13 protein-coding genes and 3 pseudogenes are annotated in these 17,684 nt (G+C 67.2%); 5 read left to right on the forward strand and 11 right to left on the reverse strand.

What is annotated here, in order from left to right; genetic code table 11:
- Positions 1 to 22: 22 nt before the first annotated feature.
- Positions 23 to 1,180 (reverse strand): FAS1-like dehydratase domain-containing protein, encoded by a 1,158-nt coding sequence (locus tag GXW74_RS10605; protein WP_211846468.1) that lies wholly within the window; start codon positions 1,178 to 1,180, stop codon positions 23 to 25.
- A 25-nt stretch (positions 1,181 to 1,205) separates the two neighbouring features.
- Positions 1,206 to 2,768: an acyl-CoA synthetase gene (locus GXW74_RS10610; protein WP_211846469.1), complete on the reverse strand. Its 1,563-nt coding sequence runs from the start codon at positions 2,766 to 2,768 to the stop codon at positions 1,206 to 1,208.
- Between the two features lie 158 nt (positions 2,769 to 2,926).
- On the opposite strand from GXW74_RS10610, the gene GXW74_RS10615 reads away from it, so the two are divergent.
- Positions 2,927 to 3,664, forward strand: a complete 738-nt coding sequence (locus tag GXW74_RS10615; RefSeq protein WP_338148198.1) for an IclR family transcriptional regulator — start codon at positions 2,927 to 2,929, stop codon at positions 3,662 to 3,664.
- A 260-nt stretch (positions 3,665 to 3,924) separates the two neighbouring features.
- Here the strand turns inward: GXW74_RS10615 and GXW74_RS10620 are convergent, their stop codons facing one another.
- From GXW74_RS10620 to GXW74_RS10640, 5 genes and pseudogenes are all read right to left on the reverse strand, one after another.
- Positions 3,925 to 5,256 carry an NAD(P)/FAD-dependent oxidoreductase gene (locus GXW74_RS10620; protein WP_211846470.1) on the reverse strand — a complete coding sequence of 444 codons (1,332 nt, stop codon included), beginning with the start codon at positions 5,254 to 5,256 and terminating at the stop codon, positions 3,925 to 3,927.
- Between the two features lie 20 nt (positions 5,257 to 5,276).
- A pseudogene (locus GXW74_RS10625) lies at positions 5,277 to 6,653 on the reverse strand (aminotransferase).
- Positions 6,654 to 6,686: 33 nt separating this feature from the next.
- Positions 6,687 to 7,511, reverse strand: coding sequence for an ABC transporter permease (locus GXW74_RS10630; RefSeq protein ID WP_246523159.1), 825 nt, complete (start codon positions 7,509 to 7,511; stop codon positions 6,687 to 6,689).
- Between the two features lie 68 nt (positions 7,512 to 7,579).
- Positions 7,580 to 8,530 (reverse strand): ABC transporter permease, encoded by a 951-nt coding sequence (locus GXW74_RS10635; RefSeq protein WP_211846472.1) that lies wholly within the window; start codon positions 8,528 to 8,530, stop codon positions 7,580 to 7,582.
- A gap of 14 nt (positions 8,531 to 8,544) precedes the next feature.
- Positions 8,545 to 9,333, reverse strand: coding sequence for an ABC transporter substrate-binding protein (locus GXW74_RS10640; RefSeq protein WP_211846503.1), 789 nt, complete (start codon positions 9,331 to 9,333; stop codon positions 8,545 to 8,547).
- A 77-nt stretch (positions 9,334 to 9,410) separates the two neighbouring features.
- Between GXW74_RS10640 and GXW74_RS10645 the strand changes: the two are divergent.
- From GXW74_RS10645 to GXW74_RS10655, 3 genes and pseudogenes are all read left to right on the forward strand, one after another.
- Positions 9,411 to 9,907 (forward strand): annotated as a pseudogene (locus GXW74_RS10645) (transposase); the annotation flags it as partial.
- Between the two features lie 66 nt (positions 9,908 to 9,973).
- Entirely contained in the window at positions 9,974 to 10,996 is a 1,023-nt protein-coding gene (locus GXW74_RS10650) for an IS110 family RNA-guided transposase (RefSeq protein WP_211846473.1), read from the forward strand.
- A 206-nt stretch (positions 10,997 to 11,202) separates the two neighbouring features.
- Positions 11,203 to 11,805: pseudogene (locus GXW74_RS10655) on the forward strand (IS3 family transposase); the annotation flags it as partial.
- 178 nt (positions 11,806 to 11,983) lie between these two features.
- Here the strand turns inward: GXW74_RS10655 and GXW74_RS10660 are convergent.
- From GXW74_RS10660 to GXW74_RS10675, 4 genes are all read right to left on the reverse strand, one after another.
- Positions 11,984 to 13,153 (reverse strand): MFS transporter, encoded by a 1,170-nt coding sequence (locus GXW74_RS10660; RefSeq protein ID WP_338148199.1) that lies wholly within the window; start codon positions 13,151 to 13,153, stop codon positions 11,984 to 11,986.
- Positions 13,154 to 13,252: 99 nt separating this feature from the next.
- The gene (locus GXW74_RS10665; RefSeq protein ID WP_211846475.1) at positions 13,253 to 14,785 is read right to left on the reverse strand and encodes a class I adenylate-forming enzyme family protein; all 1,533 of its coding nucleotides are present in this window, start codon (positions 14,783 to 14,785) and stop codon (positions 13,253 to 13,255) included.
- 1 nt (position 14,786) lies between these two features.
- Positions 14,787 to 15,998 carry an ABC transporter substrate-binding protein gene (locus tag GXW74_RS10670; protein WP_211846476.1) on the reverse strand — a complete coding sequence of 404 codons (1,212 nt, stop codon included), beginning with the start codon at positions 15,996 to 15,998 and terminating at the stop codon, positions 14,787 to 14,789.
- 103 nt (positions 15,999 to 16,101) lie between these two features.
- On the reverse strand, positions 16,102 to 17,079 hold the full coding sequence (locus GXW74_RS10675) for a winged helix-turn-helix transcriptional regulator (RefSeq protein ID WP_211846477.1): 978 nt from the start codon (positions 17,077 to 17,079) through the stop codon (positions 16,102 to 16,104).
- A gap of 149 nt (positions 17,080 to 17,228) precedes the next feature.
- On the opposite strand from GXW74_RS10675, the gene GXW74_RS10680 reads away from it, so the two are divergent.
- Positions 17,229 to 17,678, forward strand: coding sequence for an acyl-CoA thioesterase (locus GXW74_RS10680; protein ID WP_338148200.1), 450 nt, complete (start codon positions 17,229 to 17,231; stop codon positions 17,676 to 17,678).
- The last annotated feature ends 6 nt before the right edge of the window (positions 17,679 to 17,684 follow it).

Here is a 17,684-nt window from a genome sequence, read left to right on the forward strand (position 1 = left end):
TCCGGGTATTGTTCTTGTGGTGTTAGCCGTTGCGCGATGGCAGAGCGACCGTGCCGCCGCCCAGGACCGAGAGCTCACCGTCCTGGTTGCGGGCCTCCTGCTCGATATCGACCAGGTGGCGGCCATTCTCGACGCGCTTGCCGGTCACCTTGCCGTCGATGAACAGCAGGTCGCCTTCTGGGTTGTGCCGGCGCAGCTTGCTGGTGGCGCGCACCAGGAAGCCATGGTCGCCCATCCAGTCGGTCATGTGGTGCGTCAGCCACGAACAACGCTCGGGGCCGTAGTCATAGGCACCGGGGGCGCCAACCATCAGAGCCATCTCCGGTTCCCAGTGCACGCGCTCGGGGCAGTCGGGGATGTTGAAGCGGTTGCGGATGCCGAGGCCAGGATGCGCCTGCACCTGCTTCCAGGCGAGCCGGTTGGCCCGGATGTAGAGCCCGCCCCAGCCCTGCGCATAGGCGATGAAGCCGGTGACGGTCATCGGCCCCTTGGGCATGGTCGGCAGGGTGTCGCCGACCTTCACGTCCTCGAAGTAGCGGGGCGTGTCGCCGCGCGGGCGCTCCTCGGAATAGAGGCGCCAGATCTTCGCCAGTTCCTCATCCGTGTAGCGCCGCTGCGGCTTGGCCTTCACCTCCTTGTACTTGGTGCCGGTCTCGCGCGCCGCGTCGCGGTCGGTGCGGAAGCACCAGCTCTCGGCATCGGCGACCAGGTCGCCGTTCTCGCCGTAGAAATCGACGTGATAGACCTGACGGATGGCGCGACCGGCGAAGGCGGTTTCGTGCTCGACGAGTTCCGCGAGGTGCGCCTGGGTCGTGATCCTCTCATTCCGCCGCACCCAGCGGTGCCAGCGCCAGTCCGCGCCCGACCACATGGCGTGCACGCCGGGCAGGCCGCCGACATAGCCCGAGATGATGCGGCTGGTGGTGAACAGGAAGCTCGGCAGCGCGACGATGCCGCCGAGGGCGCTCTTCTCCGCGTAGTCCGGATCGCACCACAGCGGGTTGTCGTCGCCGATGCCGTGGGCGTAGTGGCGGATGTTGTCGCGCGTCGCCTCGTAGCACCAGGGCTCGACGGTGTTCTCGATTCGCTTGCCGATGCGCGCGCGGAGTTCGTCCAACGCCTGGTCGGTGATCTTCGGGAAGAGCCGGTTGGACGGCTCGGGCATGTTTGTGTCGGGCATGGCGTTCCTCTCGGTATTCTGATGGCTATGCGGCGGCGGGCGCGCGCGTGGCTTCGGCATCGCGCAGCACCTTGCGATTGATCTTGCCGGCGGGCGTCTTCGGCAACTCGGCGACGAAGGCGACCTGGCGCGGGTATTCGTGCTGGCTCAGCCGCTCGCGGGTGAAGTCCTGCAGTTCGCGCATGAAGGTCTCGTCGCCCGGGCGATCGCTGACGATGAAGGCTTTGACCACTTGGCCACGGACCGGGTCGGGCACGCCGATCGCCGCGGCCTCGCGCACGTCCGGGTGCTTGAGCAGCACGTCCTCGATCTCGACCGCGCTCATCGTCCAGCCGGCGGAGATGATCACGTCGTCGGCGCGCCCGCCGTGGTAGAAGTAGCCGTCCTCGTCGATGCGGCCGAGGTCCTTGGTTGGGACCCATTCGCCACGGCGCCAGACCTTGATCTCGCCGGTTTCGCCGGGGGCGCAGGGCGTGCGATCGGCACGCTGGACTTCAAGGCGCAGGCCGGGCACAGCCTTGCCGAGCGAACCCGGCTTCACCGGAAAGTCCGTCGCGCCTGGGTAGTTCACCAGGACAACGCCGACCTCGGTGGTGCCGTACATGCTGCAGGCGGGCACACCGAAGGTGGCGTCGATGAAGCGCAGCGTTTCGCCGTCGATCGGCTCGCCCGTGTAGGACAGCTTGCTGATGGCAAAGCTGAATTCCGCGGCGCGGCCGCTGGTCCGCATCATCCGGTAGTGAGTCGCCGCGGCCGAAAGGTTCGTGATCCTGTAATCCTGCATGGCGCGCATCAGTCGGGCGGGATCGAACTTGCCGGCATAGGTGCCTGTCGTGACGCCAAGCGCGAGCGGCGCCAAGGTGCCGTGTGCGAGGCCGTGCCCCCACGCGGGTGACGACGGGCAGAAGAACTCGTCGCCCGGGCGGATGCCGGTGCCGTACAGCGCCGCGAGCATCAGCACGACGATCGAGCGATGGCTGTGCTTCACCGCCGCGGGCAACTCGCGCGTGGTGCCCGAGGTGTACTGGAACAGCGCCATGTCGTCGCCGCGCGTGGCGACCGCCCATGTCGTCGGGAAGGCCGCGAGCGCTTCGAGCCAGGCGGCATCGGCCACGACGACCTCGACGCCCGGGAGCCCGGCGGCGGAGGCGGCCTTTTCGGCGCTCGTGATCAGCACGCGCGGCGTGCAGTCGGCCACGCGCAGGCGCACGCCCTCCGGCCCGAACAGCGTGAAGAGCGGTACCGCGATGGCGCCGCGCTTCATGGCGCCGAACATCGCCGCGTAGAAGGGCAGGGACGGGTCAAGCATCACCGCTACCCGGTCGCCCGGCGCGACGCCGCGTGCGGCCAGCCAGTGCGCGAAGCGGGACGACCAGTCGGCGATCTCCCGGAAGGTGATGGCCTCGTCGCGGCCGTCTGCATGCGCAACCCGCACCGCAAGCCTGCGGTCGTCCGTCGCATGCCGGTCGATGCACTCGTGGGCGATGTTCAGCGCGGCCCGGTCCCCGTCGAAGAAGTCCCAGAGCCGTTCGGGCGAGAAGTTCGCCTGCGCGAAGGCGTAGTCGGTGCTGTCGGTCAGCCGTGTCATCGGACGTTTCCCCAGGGGGCTGTCGCCGCCTGCTGGAGGTTATTCGCGTATCCGTTCGTGTTGTCAAATACGATTGTTTGTTGTATAGAGACAACATGATCACACCAAAGACGAAACCCTCAGACGCGCCGGCCGAACGTGGAGCGGTGGTCCGGCAGGTGCCCGCCGTCGCGCGTGCCGCGGCGATCCTGCGTCTCCTCTCCCGCAGCCAGGCGCCGCTCGGCGTGCACGCGATCGCGCGATCCCTTGGCCTGGTGCCGAGCACCTGCCTGCACATCCTGCGGGCCCTGGCGGTCGAGGAACTCGTCTCTTTCGACCCGGAGACGAAGCGCTACGCGCTGTCGAGCGGCATCGTCGCGCTCGCGCGCGGGATGCTGCGGCGGGATCCCTTCAGCAATCTCGTCCAGCCGGTGCTCGACAGGCTGTCCGGTCGTCACGGCGTCACCGCCATCGGCATCGAGGTGACGAGCCTCGAGCACATCGTCGTCGTCGCGATATCACGGCCTGGCCAGGCCCTGCGGCTGCAGGCGGATGTGGGCAGTCGCTATCCCGCGCTGGTCAGTGCCAGCGGCAGGTGCATCGCGGCCTTTGGCGGCTATCCCTGGAAGGAGATCGAGAGCCGGTTCCGCGCGGTTCGCTGGGACAACCCGCCGACGCTCGCGGAATGGCGGGCGGATGTCGAGGCGACGCGCCTGGTCGGATATGCGGTGGACGAGGGCCGCTACATCGCCGGAGTGACCGTCATCACCGCCCCAGTCATGCCGCGGGGCCGCATGTCGCATGGATTGGTTGTGCTGGGCGTCAGTGAGCAACTGCGCCGGATCGGACACACCTTCATCGGTGAGGAACTCGCTTCTGAGGCGGCGATCCTGTCGAGGCAGCTGGAAGACGCATGATCAGGCGGCGTCAGACCGTGGGCCTGACGGTGATCCGAGTGGTTCTCCCCCCCCCCCCCCCCCCCCCGAATCGATCCGGCGAGGGAGGCAACTTTCTCGGGCGCTCGGACCGAGGAGGCGGGGCGCGGAGCAGTGGTTTCCCGGGCGCATGACCACGGAGAACCTGAGAGCTCCTGCCGATGTGACCTGAAGGTGCCTCATCGCGTCTCAGACTTGCGGCTTCTCGCGATTGGACGCGGCAATTCTTCGGAGAGAGACGGTCAAACCCAAGCCGACGGCCGAACCTTGGTGCCATCGCTGAAGCGAGAAAAGCGGAACGGATGCGGATCGACTGAAGGTCTATCTCCGGCGACCAGATCCGCCGCGAGTTGCCCCGCCCCCGGTCCGAGCCCGAAGCCGTGACCGCTGAAGCCCGCGGCCAGTGTCAGACCCGGAATGCGGTCGATCGGCGAGATCACCGGGCGCGCATCGGGCGTGGAATCGATGAAGCCGCCCCACGCCTCGGCAACCCTGAGGTCCTTCAGCGTCGGATAGTCCGCGCGGAAGCGGGTGATGGCGGCGTCGATGAGCCGCATGTCGGGCGGCGGATCGAAGACGCGCGTCCGTTCGAAGGGGGAGACCTCGTCGTTGGTCCAGCTCGCAAGGGCTTCGTGGCCCGAGAAGAAGGCGCCCCCGAGGCTCAGGCGCACCTTCTTCCGGCGCTTGAGATATAGCGGCACGAAGGCGAGCGCATGGCGGAGATTCTGCGGCGTCAGCTCCACCCGCCCCGCACCGCTGACCGCGACCGTGTAGCCGCCGTCGTCGCGGCGGCGGAAGGCGTAGCCGAAGCTCGAGATGCCGCCCTCGAACACCTCGGGCGCAGGATCCGTGCGACAGGCGGAGGCGAAGACGCCCGCCTGCGGGAAGGAGGCGCCGTGATGGCGCAGGAACATCGACGACCAGGCGCCGCCCGCGCAGAGCACCGCATCGGTGCGGATCCGTCCCTTCTCGGTCACCACGGCCGCAACTGCGCCGGCCTTCATCTCGAGACCGCGCGCAGCGCAGCCCTGGTGGATGGTGACGCCGAGCCCGCGCGCCGCCCGCGCGATCAGCGGCGCGGCCTTCAGCGGTTCGGCACGCCCATCGCTCGGCGAGTACATCCCACCGAGCCACGGCGCGGTGGAGTCCGGAACGATCTCCCTCAGCTCCGCGCCGGACAGCATGCGGGCGTCGAGCTGGAAGGGGCGCGCGCGTTCGGTCCACTCCTCCCATTGTGCGAGTTCCGCCGGATCCTTGGTCACGACCGCCAGCCCGGTCCGGCGGAAGCCAACATCGAGGCCGGTATCGCGCTGCAGCCCCGACCAGATGGACAGGCTGAGCTGGGCAAGGGGCACCTCCGGCAGGGTGCGGCCCTGCACCCGGCACCAGCCCCAATTGCGCGAGGATTGCTCGGCGGCGACCTGGCCCTTCTCGACCAGCGCGACGCGCAGCCCCTTCTTCGCCAATTGGTAGGCGGCGGAGACGCCGACGATGCCGCCGCCAATGACGACGACGTCCGTGCGTTCCGGAAGTTCGGCGTTGCTCTCGACGGTCTCGATGGGCGGTAGGGCCATGGCCGGGCTTCCTGCGCAGATCAGGCGGAGATCTCGGCGAGTGTGTCGTCGAGCGCACCACGCAGCCGCGCGGCCATCTCGCAGATCTCGTCCTCGGTGATGATCAGCGGCGGGGACAGCGCGATGCGGTCCCCGGTCGTGCGCAGGATCAGCCCGCGTTCGCGAGCATGGGCGTCGACCCTGGCGCCAATCTTGCGACCTTCCGGGAAGGAGCTCCGGGAAGCCTTGTCCTCCACGAGTTCGACGCCGCCCATCAGCCCGCGGCCGCCGAAATCACCAACCAGAGGATGGTCCCGGAGCGCGCCGAAGGCGTCGAGGAAGACCGGTTCGAGCGACCGCACATGGCCGATGAGGTCCATCTCCTCGTAGATGCGGAGCGTCTCGAGTGCGACGGCCGAGGCCACGGGATGCCCGGCATAGGTGAAGCCGTGCACGAAGGAGCCGAGCCGGTCGGATTGCACCATCACGGATTCGAAGATTCGCTGATTCATCAGCACTGCCGAGATCGGCTGCATCGCGGCGGAGAGCGCTTTGGCGCAGGTGATGATGTCAGGCGTCACACCGCAGGTCTGGCTGCCCCACCAGTTGCCGGTGCGCCCGAAGCCACAGATGACCTCGTCGGCGACCATGAGGATGTCGTACTTCCGCAGCAGGGCCTGGATCCTGTCGAAATAGCCGGCGGGCGGCGGCAGCGCACCGGCGCCGCCGCCTTGAACCGGATCGGCCCAGAAGGCGCCGATCGTCTCGGGCCCCTCGCGCAGGATCATCTCCTCCAGCGCGTCGGCCATGCGCTGGGAGAACTGCTCCTCGGTCTCGCCCTCGAGATGGTCGCGGTAGTAGTGCGGGCACGCCGTGTATAAGAACCCCTCGTAGGGCATCCCGAACCCCCTGTGGAATTCCGGGATGCCGGTGAGGCAGATCGTCGCGATCGTCGAGCCGTGGTAGCTGGACTTGCGCGAGATGATCTTCCGCTTCTCCGGCCGGCCCTGTGCCGCCCAGTGCTACCAGACGAGCTTGATCGCGGAATCATTGGCTTCCGAGCCCGAGCACTGTAGCAGCACCTTCGACATCGGCACCGGCGCGATGGAGAGCAGCTTTTCGCAGAGGTCGATCGCAGGCTCGTTCGAGGCACCGCGGAAGATGTGATAGTAGCCGATGTCGCGCATCGTCTCGTAGGCGACGCGTGCCAGGCGCTCATTGCCGAAACCGAGCGAGGCGCACCACAGCGCCGAGGCGCCTTCCATGTACGCCTTGCCGGCATCGTCGTGGATGGTGATGCCGTTGCCGCGCGCGAAGATGACCGGCCCGGCCTCGAGGTGCTTCCGCGCATGGGTGTAGGGATGCAGCACCGAGGCGACGTCTCGCGCATGCGGGCTGTTCGGGGCGAGATGGGTCATGGCTGCCGGTTCCTCATGCGGCCATTGGGCCGCTCATCGCTTATCGCTGCGCGGGTCGAGCGCATCGCGCAGCCCGTCGCCGACGAAGTTGAAGCTCGCTACCGTCAGCGTGATCATCACGCCAGGTAGGATCGCCAGCCAGGGCGCGGTGGTGAGGTACTGCTGAGCCTTCTCCAGCATGTTGCCCCAACTCGGGATCGGGGGCTGGATGCCATAGCCGAGGTAGCTGACATAGGATTCGAGCAGGATCGCACGCGCGACGATGAGCGTCGCGACGACGATGATCGGCCCGATCGCATTGGGCAGCAGCTCACGGAACATGATGCGCGTTGGCGTCGAGCCGACGGTGACGGCGGCCGCGACGAATTCGAGCTCGCGGAGCGCGCGGATCTGGCCGTAGACGATCCGCGCGACCTCCATCCACGCCGTCAGCGCCACGATCAGCGTAATCGTGACAACGCTTGGGCTGATCAGTGCCGCGAGCGTCAGCAGTAGGAAGATGCTGGGAAAGCAGAGGATGGCATCCACGATCCGCATCAGGACGGTGCCGAGCGCTCCGCCGCGGAAACCCGCGATCAGGCCGACGACGGAGCCGACCACCACGCTGATGACCATGGCGGCAAGGCCGATGCTGAGCGAGATGCGCCCGGCCATCAGCAGGCGAGCAAGCTGATCGCGACCCAACTCGTCGCTGCCCAACATGTGCGGTCCCGCGAATGGCGCCTGGAAACGGTGCCGCATGTCGAGCTGCAGATGCCCGTAGGGCACCAGGAGGGGGCCGATGGCGCAGGCCAGCGCCAGCAGCACGATGACGACGACACCGAAGACGGCCAAGCGATGGCGGACGAATCGCTGCATCGTCGGGCTCAGCCGCGAGCGGGCCGGAGTATCCTTCAGGATGTCGGTCAAGAGCACGGAACCGCCGCTCATCTCAGCCGCACTCTGGGATCGGCGATGGTGTGCAGCACATCCGCGATGAGGCTGCCCGTGATGACGAGGATGGCCGCGAAGATCAACGTCCCCATTACGACCGGATAGTCCCGGTATTCGATGGAATCGAGGAAGAGGCGTCCCATTCCGGGCCAGGTGAAGACCGTCTCGGTCACCAGCGCTCCGCCGAGCAGCGTTGGCAGCTCGAGCCCAGCGATGGTGATCATGGGCAGCAGCGCGTTGCGCAGGACATGCGTCCCGATCACCACGCGCTCGGGAAGTCCTTTCGCGCGCGCGGTCCGCACGTAGTCCTGGTTGAGGGCATCGAGCATGGAGGAGCGCATGAAGCGGCTCCACAGCGCCGTCGTGACCAGGCCCAGGACCATCGAGGGGCCGATCAGGTGATGCAGGAAGATCAGGAAGGACGAGTTGCCGACCGGCCCGATATTGCCCGGCGGCAGCCAGCCGAGCTCGACCGAGAACACATAGATGACCACCAGACCGAACCAGAAGGTTGGGATAGAGAGCGCGATCATTGTGCCGACCGTGACGACCTGGTCGAACAGGGAATAGCGCCGCACAGCGCCAAGAATCCCCGCGGTCCCGCCCACCAGCACGGCAATCAGCGTGGCCGTGACCATGAGTTGCAGCGTCGCGCCGATGCGCGAACCGATCACCTTCAGCACCGGCGCGTGGTCGCGGTAGGACCGTCCCCAGTCACCGGTCAGCAGCCCCCAGGCCCAGTCGAGGTATTGGATCGGCAACGGCCGGTCGAGGCCGTACTGCGTCGCGAGGCGCCGGAGATCCTCGTCGGACATGCCGGGCGTGTTGGCGAACTGTGACAGCGGCCCGCCGGGCGTCAGGTGCAGCAGGAAGAAGCCGAACAGGGAAACCAGCCAGAGCAGGACGATGCTCTGCCCGAGCCTGTGGACGATGTAGCGTGCCACGGATCAGAATCCGATCACGCTCTCCAGTACCACGTGTTGATGTTCCACGCGTTGGAGCGGTAGTTCACATTCGCCTCGTAGCCGATGAGGTTCGCCTTGGTGCCCTCGGCCATGCGCGTCTGGTGGATGGTAAAGAAGGGCAGGTCGGTGCGGACGATCTCCTGGATCCGCCAGTAATTCCGCTTGCGCGCCTCGCGGTCCACCAGGCCGACGCTGTCGCGCAGCAACTGGTCCACCTCGGGATTCACGTACTGGATGTTGTTTGAACCTGCGCCGGCCCGCTTCGGGATCGCCCAGCTGCCCAGGCGGTCGCTCACATCGGGGTCCGAGGCAATCGGGTAGATCGAGCCGACGATCGACGTGTTGAACTCGCTCAGGCGCCAGAAGTCGCCCCACATGACGGCGGCGGGGAAATTCTGGATCGTCATCTTCACGCCGAGCGGTTGCCAAGTCTGCTGCAGGAACTGCTGGACCTGCTCGCGCAGATGGTTGCCCGCGACGGTGGAGGTGCTGAACTCGAGCCGGACGCCGTTCTTCACACGCACGCCGTCGCGGCCACGCCGCCAACCTGCGTCATCGAGCACTCGTGCTGCCCTGTCGGGATCGTACTCGTGGCGCGGGAGGTTCGGGTTGTAGGCCCAGTTCTCCTGCGGCAGGAAGGATTCCGTCGGCACATTGGCGTTGTAGAAGAGGTCGCGGTTGATCGTGTCGCGGTCGAGGCCGAGATAGAGCGCCTGGCGCACCGCCGCGTCCTGGAACTGCGGCAGCCCGTTGTTCAGCGCGAAGAAGGTGACGAAGGTGATCTGAGCCCGAGAAAGCGGAGCGCTTTGAGGTAGAGTTTTCGGTACCGGGTTTTCCTGGGCTGGGAGGAGCGGAGCCGATGAAGGCCTCGAAGTTCAGTGATGCGCAGAAGGCGTTCATCCTGAAGCAGGGTGCGGAGGGGATGCCGGTGGCGGAGATCTGCCGCAAGGCGGGGATCAGCCAGGCGACCTACTTCAGTTGGAAGAAGAAGTACGACGGGATGACGCCGCCGGAGATGCGGCGGCTGAAGCAGCTGGAGGACGAGAACGGGAAGCTGCGGAAGCTCGTGGCGGACCTGTCGCTGGATCGCGAGATGCTGCAGGACGTCATCCGCCGAAAAATCTGAGGCCTGGTCGCAAGCGCCAACTCGTCGACACGGTGCGGCGGGAGTGGGACGTGTCGATCCGGCGCGCGTGCCGGGTTCTGGAGGTGGACACGTCGACCTACCACTACCGCTCACGTCGACCCGACCAGGCCGGCCTCGAAGGGCGCATCAGGGAGATCTGCGCGACGCGCGTGCGCTACGGCTATCGGCGCGTGCATGTGCTGCTGCGGCGGGAGGGATGGCGCGTGAACCACATGGCCTAATCGCATCCGAGGCGGGGATACCCTCATCCTCGGTTCCACCTGATGGAGGATGCGATGCTGCTCTACGTGGGGCTCGACGTGTCTCAGGAGGAGACCGAGATCTGTGTCGTGGATGGGGACGGACGGCGTGTCTGGCGTGGCAAATGCCCATCGCGACCAGAGGCGATCGCCGAGACGCTGAAACGGCATGCGCCGGATGCGGCGAGGGTAGGGATGGAGACCGGGCCGCTCGCCATCTGGCTATGGCACGGTCTGCGTGCGCTCGGCACGCCAATCGAGTGCCTACACGCCCGGCAAGTTGCCGCGGCCCTGTCCCTGCAGGTGAACAAGACCGGCGCGAATGATGCGTATGGCATCGCTCAGGTCGTCCGCTCGGGCTGGTACAGGGCGGTGGCAGTGAAGAGCCTGCAAAGCTGCCGCGTGCGCGCCGTCCTCGCGGCCCGGCGCCAACTCGTGATGGTGCGCACCGGGCTGTACAACCAGATCCGCGGCTTGCTGAAGACGTTCGGCGTGGTGCTCGGCGCGGGGACCGGGGGAACCTTCGAGCGGGCCGTGCATGCCCAGTGCCCGGACGACCCCATGGTACGCGATGCCATCGGCGCCCTGCTCGCCGCTTGGAAGATCGCGGGTGAGCGGAAGGCGGAGCTCGAGCGTCAGCTGGTGAAGTTCGCGCGTGAGCAGGACGTTTGCCGCCGCCTGGCGACGGTACCCGGGGTCGGTGCGATTACCTCGGTCACCTTCGTGACGGCGATCGACGACCCCACGAGGTTCCGGCGATCCAGTGACGTCGGGGCGTACCTCGGGCTCACGCCGAAGCGGTACCAGTCCGGGGAGGTGGATCTGGCTGGGCGGATCTCGAAATCGGGCGACCGGATGACGCGCAGCTTACTGTTCGAGGCCGCGAACGCGCTGATAACGCGCGTCCGTGGTGACAGCGCGCTACGGCGATGGGGTGAGCGCCTGGCGGCCCGCATCGGCAGCCGCAAAGCGAAGACCGCCGTCGCGCGCAAGTTGGCCACCATCCTGCACCGCATGTGGCTGGACGGGACGGAGTTCGTCACCGCGCCAGCCTGCTGAGCTCCCGCTTACGCGGGGGGACGTCCTGAGCAGGACGCTGGCCAGGTCACCCCGGGCTTGCTTACGCGACCCTCAGGGAACGCGTGAATCACATAGGGGGACCAGCTGGCGAGGGCCATGATGAGGCGAGCGAGTCTCGACCTCGAAGACGACAAGGTCTGCTGCGCCAGGACGCCGCAAGAAGATGTTGAACGCGATTAGACGATAAGCGGACGTGTCGGATCTATCGGGAACTCGGCCTGCAACTGCGGAACAAGACGCCCAAGCGAAGGGTCAAGGCGAAGCTGCGCGAGGATCGCCGGCCACCGAGCCAGGCGAACGAGACCTGGGCGATGGACTTCATCCACGACCAGCTCGCCACCGGGCGGAAGATCCGGGTGCTGACGGTGATCGACACCTTCTCGCGCTACGCGCCGGTGATCGATCCGCGGTTCAGCTATCGGGCCGAAGATGTCGTGGCGGCGCTGGAGCAGGCCTGCGCCGTGCTGGGCTATCCGAAGACGATCCGGGTCGACCAGGGCACGGAGTTCGTCTCGCGCGATCTGGATCTGTGGGCGTACGCGAAGGGGGTGACGCTCGACTTCTCACGCCCTGGCAAGCCGACGGACAATGCCTTCGCGGAAGCGTTCAACGGGCGCGTCCGGGCAGAATGCCTGAACGCGCACTGGTTCCTGACGCTTGCCGATGCGCGGGAAAAGTTGGAGGCTTGGCGCAGATACTACAACGAGGATCGTCCGCATGGGGCGATCGGGCAGAAGCCGCCCATTTCGTTGCAGAATCCCGATGGCATCACCAGCCCGTCACCGTGATCAAGGCCCGAAAACTCCACCTTCGGGCGCTCCAACGTTGGGGCTCGGAGCAGCAGCCGCCGGACTACATCACCGGCGGACCGCTTCTAGGGGGTCAGGCCAATACCTAGTGCCGCCACAGAGAGGCCGATCAGTTGCAGCAGCGCTACGGGGCGCAGCCTTGCGATCAGACTGTTCGTCATTGCGAGGTACCAGTTGCGGGCTGCAGCCGCGCGATGGGCCTTTCGGAGATCGGCAAGCTGAGGGCCGCTGCCGCCAGACTGAGCAGTACTGCAAGCAGCCAGACAGCATCGTATGAACCAAGGCGATCGAAGGCGACCCCACCTAGCCAACCGCCGAGGAACGAGCCCATCTGGTGGAAGAGGAACACCACGCCGCCCAGCAACGACAGGTTCCGCACGCCAAATATGCTGGCGACCGTGCCGTTGGTCAGCGGCACGGTGCCGAGCCAGAGCAAGCCCATGGACGCGCCGAAGGCCCAGGCGACCCAAGCGCTCGCCGGTGCCAGCACCAGGAACGCAATGGCAGCCGCACGCGCGAGGTAGATACCGGTCAACAGCAGAGGCTTCCTCACAGTGCCGCCCCATCGACCGAACAGCCATGTTCCGGCGACGTTGAACAGGCCGATCAGCGCCAGAACTGCCGTCCCGGTCTCCAGGCTGAGGCCGCGGTCCAGAAGGTAGGCCGGCAGGTGCGTGCCGATGAAGACGATCTGGAAGCCGCAGACGAAGAAACTCAGGCAAAGGAGCCGGAAGCCTGTGTGGCCGAGCGCCTGGAGAAGTGCGGCCCGGGCGGGGATGACAGGCTCGGCCAAGGCGGCCGCGATGCTGCCACGCGCCAGCACCGGCACCATGAGCAGCATGAGCACCGCGACAGCGGAGAGCACCTGCAAGGCCCCGTCCCAATGAAAGGCGCCGATCAGCCAGAGTGCGGTGGGCAGCATCGCGAACTGACCGAATGAGCCCGCGGCACCGACGATGCCCATCGCCTCGCTGCGACGCCTGACCGGGACGACGCGGGCAACCGCGCCGAAGACGATAGTGAAGGCGGTGCCGGCCAAGCCTAGCCCGACCTGAAGTCCGGCCGACAACATGAGAGGGCCCGGCGTCGTCGCCTGCGCCATGAGGGCGAGCCCAGCGGCATACAGAACCGCTCCACCTGCGATGACACGGCCGTCACCGTATCGGTCGGCGAGCCGCCCCGCGAAGGGCTGCGCAATGCCCCAGACCAGGTTCTGCACGGCGATGGCCAGGGCGAAGACTTCGCGCCCCCAGTCCTGGCCCGCCGACATCGGCTGCAGAAACAGGCCGAAGGCATGACGGATGCTGACCGAGATGGCGAGAACCACGGCCCCGGCACACAGCACCCATATGGCCGCCCTACCGAAGGATGGGTCCGTCGCACCGCCCTGGCCCGCCATGGCTGCGTCCTCCCTCCCCGACGCCGATCAGCGCGGAAGCTGCTCCTTGAGCCGGAACCGCATGATCTTTCCCGAGCCAGTGCGCGGAATTTCGTCCGTCACCTGCACCGACTGCGGAACCTTGTAGGCCGACAGCGCGCGGCGGCACGCGGCGATCAGGGCAGGGATGTTCACCCGCTCGCCGGGCTTTTCGGCGACGAACAGTACCGGTACTTCGCCAAGCTCCGCATGTGGTGCTGCGATCACGGCGCAGTCACGCACGCCAGGAAAGGCGGCGGCCACTTCCTCGATCTCGGCCGGCGCGATGTTCTGCCCGCCGCGGATGATGAGCTCCTTGAGGCGGCCCGTGATGGTGAGGAACCCGTCCGCATCGGCGCGGGCCAGGTCGCCGGTGTGATACCAGCCCTTTCGCAGCGCCTGCGCGGTCTCAGCAGGCTTGTTGTGGTAGCCGAGCATGACGTTGGGGCCGCGCACGATGAGCTCACCTTCCGCGCCCGGCGCCGCATCCTCTCCACTCGCCGGATCAAGCAGCCGCACTGTCAGGCCGGGAAGCGGCAGCCCGCAGGAGCCGAGCGGTCGCCCGCCCTGCATCCAGTTCATCGTGACCATCGTGCAGGTCTCGGTGATGCCGTAGCCGTCCAGCAGCGGTGAGCCGAAGCGGTCCTCCCAGGCGCGGTTGAGCGTGCCCGGCATGATCGCGCCAGCGGAGACAGAGCGGGTCAGCCGCGGCGCCACGGCCGCCTCGCCCTCCGGGATCGCTTGCAGCAGATAGTGGAACATGGTGGGCACGCCGGCGAAGAGCGTCGGCCTCTCTTCCGCCAGCAGGCGTCGCGCCTCGCCGGTCGAATAGCGCTCCATGATCCGCACCGAGGCGCCGGTGGCAACGACCGAGAGGAAGGCGAGGTTCAGCCCATAGGAATGAAACAGTGGCAGGGGCGAGAGGAACTCGTCCTGCTCCGACAGGCCGAGGATTGGCGCCCAGCACGCGGCTGTTACCCACAGCATGCCGCGCAGCGTCAGGATAACGCCCTTTGCTCGACCCGTGGTGCCGGAGGTGTAGATGATGAAGGCGGGCTCCTCGAGCAGCGGCGGGTCGGGTGGCGCCATCGGAGGCACGCCGGCGCTCAGCGCCTCTAGCTCGCCGGCGCCGTTCCCGGCGACGATGACGGTCAGCAGCGCCGGCAGGCTCGCGCGGGCCTCGGCGATCACGCCCGCACGCTCGGCGCTGACGACGACGGCGCGGCAGCCCGCATCCTCGAGGCGATAGAGGATCTCGGGCACGGTCGCGTCGTGGCTGATCGGCACGTTGACCGCGCCGGCCCGCAAGATGGCGCAGGCAGATTCGATCCAGGCGACGGAATTCGGCAGTAGCAACGCGACGCGGTCACCCGGCCTGACGCCGGCCGCCGCGATCCGCGCGGCGAGGTTGCCGCTGCGCGAGGCAAGCTCCGCCCAGGTCACACTGCGCGCGCTGTCTCGGAAGGCGGTCTTCCCGCCGCGCGCGGAGGCATGGCGGGCAAGGAGTTCGGACAGCGGCGCAATGAGATCCGTGCGGATCATGTCAGCCCTGCCGGATGATCGGGCAGGCGCTCTGTGATAGCGGCCGGTAGGCCTCATCGCCAGGGATCGTGGCGCACAGCTTGTAGTAGTCCCAGGGCCGCCGGGATTCCTCGGGGCGCTTTACCTCATAGACGTACATGTCGTGCACCATGCGGCCATCCACTCGGATGCGACCGTTCGTCGCGAAGAAGTCGTTGATCGGCGTGTCGCGCATCTTCGCCATGATGGCGGGCGTATCGAGCGAGCCGACCGCCTTGACCGACTGCAGGTAGTGCATGGTCGAGGAATAGTCCCCCGCATCGCCCATATGCGGCATGCGGTTGCGCACGGCGAAGAAGCGCTGCGACCAGGCACGCGTCGCATCGTCGCGGTCCCAATAGAAGCCGTTGGTCAGCACCATGCCCTGTGCGACGGGCAGACCAAGCGCGTGGACATCGGGCAGCCAGGTGAGCAGTCCCACCACCGTCTGGCGGCGACGCAGGCCGAACTCGTGCGCGGCCTTCACCGCATTGATGAAGACCGTCCCAGATCCCGCGATCGCGACGACCTGCGCGCCGGAGCCCTGCGCACGCAGTAGGAAGGAGGAGAGGTCCGCGCTCTCGACCGGATAGCGCACCGTGCCTGCGACCTGGCCGCCAGCGGCGCGCACCACCTCGATGGTGTCCGATTCCAGCGCGTGGCCGAAAGCATAGTCGGCAGTCAGGAAGAACCAACTCGTCTTGCCGTCTCGCAGCAGGGCATTTGCCGTACCACGGGCCAGCGCCACCGTGTCGTAGGCGTAGTGGATGCTGTTGGGCGTGCAGCCCTCATTGGTGATGCGCGAGGAGCCGGAGCCGTTGACGATCGCGATCCTGCCGCGTTCGCGCGCAACACCCGCAACTGCGAGCGCGACGGCGGAATTGATCAGGTTCGCGATGAGGTGGACGTCGTTGCGGTCGTACCATTCACGCGCGCGAGACACGGCGACGTCGGGGCGGTTCTGGTGATCGGCCACCACCACCTCGATTGGGCGGCCAAGCACCTGCTCACCGAAATCCTGCACTGCCATCCGCACCGCGGCGACCGCGCCTTCGCCCGCCTGGTCGGAGAACTGGCCCGACATGTCGGTGAGGACGCCGATGCGGATGGGCCCGGTCTGCGCCAGGGAGGGGCGGGCCAGCGTGGCCCCCAGTGCGGTCCCGAGGACTGCACGGTTGAAGCTTCGGCGCTGCATGGACTCACCTCCTCGATGCTTTGCGGGCTGCTCTCGGCGGCTGCCCTGTCATCGGGGAGACTTGCATAGCAAAACTAACGAATCAATGACCTCGTTGCGCGCCTTAGAGATGGTAGGCGGTGATGAAGCGGACCCGGCGCGCATGCGCCGGTTCGCCGCAGGCGGAGCAGATCAGCCTTGGCGTCAACGGACGTCCTGCGGGATCGAGGAAGGTCATGGTCGGGACGCGGCCGGGGCGGAGCCACCTGTCAGCCCAGGCTTTCATAAGGGCGAGGGGGGCGAACAGATCCCAGCCCTCCGGCGTTAGGGCGTAGGCCGTCCCGCCCCACCCGCGTTCCAGCAATCCTCCGGCAACAAGGTTCTTCAGCCGCCCGGAGAGGATATTGGTGGCGATACCGAGATTCTGGTGGATCTCGTCGAAGCGGGTGTTGCCGTGGAAGAACTCCCTGAGGATCAGGAAGGTCCAACGGTCGCCGATGATCGAGAGGGTCCGCTCCACGGAGCACGGCCGTCGCCCGACGACCTGGCCATCCCGCCAGGGGCGGCGCTGCCGCGCCGGTGCTGCGCTGGCGGGCCGCCAGTAGTCCGGGGCGATGGCAAAGCTGACGCGACGGGCATCCACCGGCTCCCCATTCTCGGCCCAGACCACCCGGGGCGAGAACCAGGACCGACAGTCAAGATGGAACAGCGCTAGCGGCGGGCAGCCCGGTTGCAGCCAACGGTCGCCGAAGGCGAGCAGGGACAGGAAGACCGGGTAAAGGTCGAGGCCGCGCTCGGTCAGGAAGTAGCCTTTCCACCGGCGGGCCTCACCCAGTTCGCGGAGTTCGAAGATCCCGGCCTCGACCAGCTTGTCGAGGGTGGTGGTGAGGGTTGCGCGGGGGATGGCCAGGCGTTCGTGGAAGTCGCTGAAGCGGCGGGCGGAGAAGAACGCCTCCCGCGCCACCAGGAAGGTCCACGTGTCGCCCAGGATGGCGATGGTGTCGGCCATGGCGCAGTCGCGCTCGCGGCCGCGCGGGACCGCCTTGTCCGGCCGTGTCGCCTCCTCCCCCGCCACGCTGATGCTCGCCAGACTGGCCGCCATGATCTCTTCCCTGCCTTCGGCGATAAGCGCCCTCTTGCACCCTACCCCGCCTTCATGGTCTTGTCGTGCAAGTCTAGTTACGCAAGTAGATATGGATTAGGGAGGGCTCGAGTGTTGCGACATGCGCTAGTGCGCCTTGCGTGGGTGCCGTGAGCACCCGTCCGATGCTCGGCACCCTGGCCGACTACCGGCAGCATGTTGCGATCACCACCCGCTGGTCCGACAACGACGCCTACGGCCACATCAACAACGTCACTTACTATTCGTTCTTCGACACGGCGGTGAACACGTGGCTGATCCGCCGTGGCGTGCTGGACATCCAGAACAGCTCGGTGATCGGCCTGGTGGTCGAGACCGGTTGTCGCTACTTCCGGCCGCTCGCCTATCCGGTGGACGTCACGGCCGGCATTCGTGTGGCCCGCATTGGAACCTCCTCCGTGCGCTACGAGGTCGGGATCTTCGGCGGCGAGGAGACGACGGCCGCCGCAGAAGGCCATTTCATCCATGTCTACGTCTCTCGCGAGACCGGGCGCCCGGTGCCCCTGCCGGCGGAACTGCGCGCGGCGCTCGAGACCATCCTCGCCACCCCGTCAGGCTGAGGCGCG

The sequence above is a fragment of the Neoroseomonas eburnea genome, from assembly GCF_018129005.1.
Classification (GTDB): Bacteria; Pseudomonadota; Alphaproteobacteria; order Acetobacterales; family Acetobacteraceae; genus Neoroseomonas; species Neoroseomonas eburnea.

What these genes read in the sequence shown, in the direction of transcription:
- GXW74_RS10605 (WP_211846468.1), bottom strand. Translation starts at nt 1,180, where the DNA reads ATGCCCGACACAAACATGCCCGAGCCGTCCAACCGGCTCTTCCCGAAG.
- GXW74_RS10610 (WP_211846469.1), bottom strand. Translation starts at nt 2,768, where the DNA reads ATGACACGGCTGACCGACAGCACCGACTACGCCTTCGCGCAGGCGAAC.
- GXW74_RS10620 (WP_211846470.1), bottom strand. Translation starts at nt 5,256, where the DNA reads ATGGCCCTACCGCCCATCGAGACCGTCGAGAGCAACGCCGAACTTCCG.
- GXW74_RS10630 (WP_246523159.1), bottom strand. Translation starts at nt 7,511, where the DNA reads ATGCAGCGATTCGTCCGCCATCGCTTGGCCGTCTTCGGTGTCGTCGTC.
- GXW74_RS10650 (WP_211846473.1), top strand. Translation starts at nt 9,974, where the DNA reads ATGCTGCTCTACGTGGGGCTCGACGTGTCTCAGGAGGAGACCGAGATC.
- GXW74_RS10665 (WP_211846475.1), bottom strand. Translation starts at nt 14,785, where the DNA reads ATGATCCGCACGGATCTCATTGCGCCGCTGTCCGAACTCCTTGCCCGC.
- GXW74_RS10670 (WP_211846476.1), bottom strand. Translation starts at nt 15,998, where the DNA reads ATGCAGCGCCGAAGCTTCAACCGTGCAGTCCTCGGGACCGCACTGGGG.
- GXW74_RS10675 (WP_211846477.1), bottom strand. Translation starts at nt 17,079, where the DNA reads ATGGCGGCCAGTCTGGCGAGCATCAGCGTGGCGGGGGAGGAGGCGACA.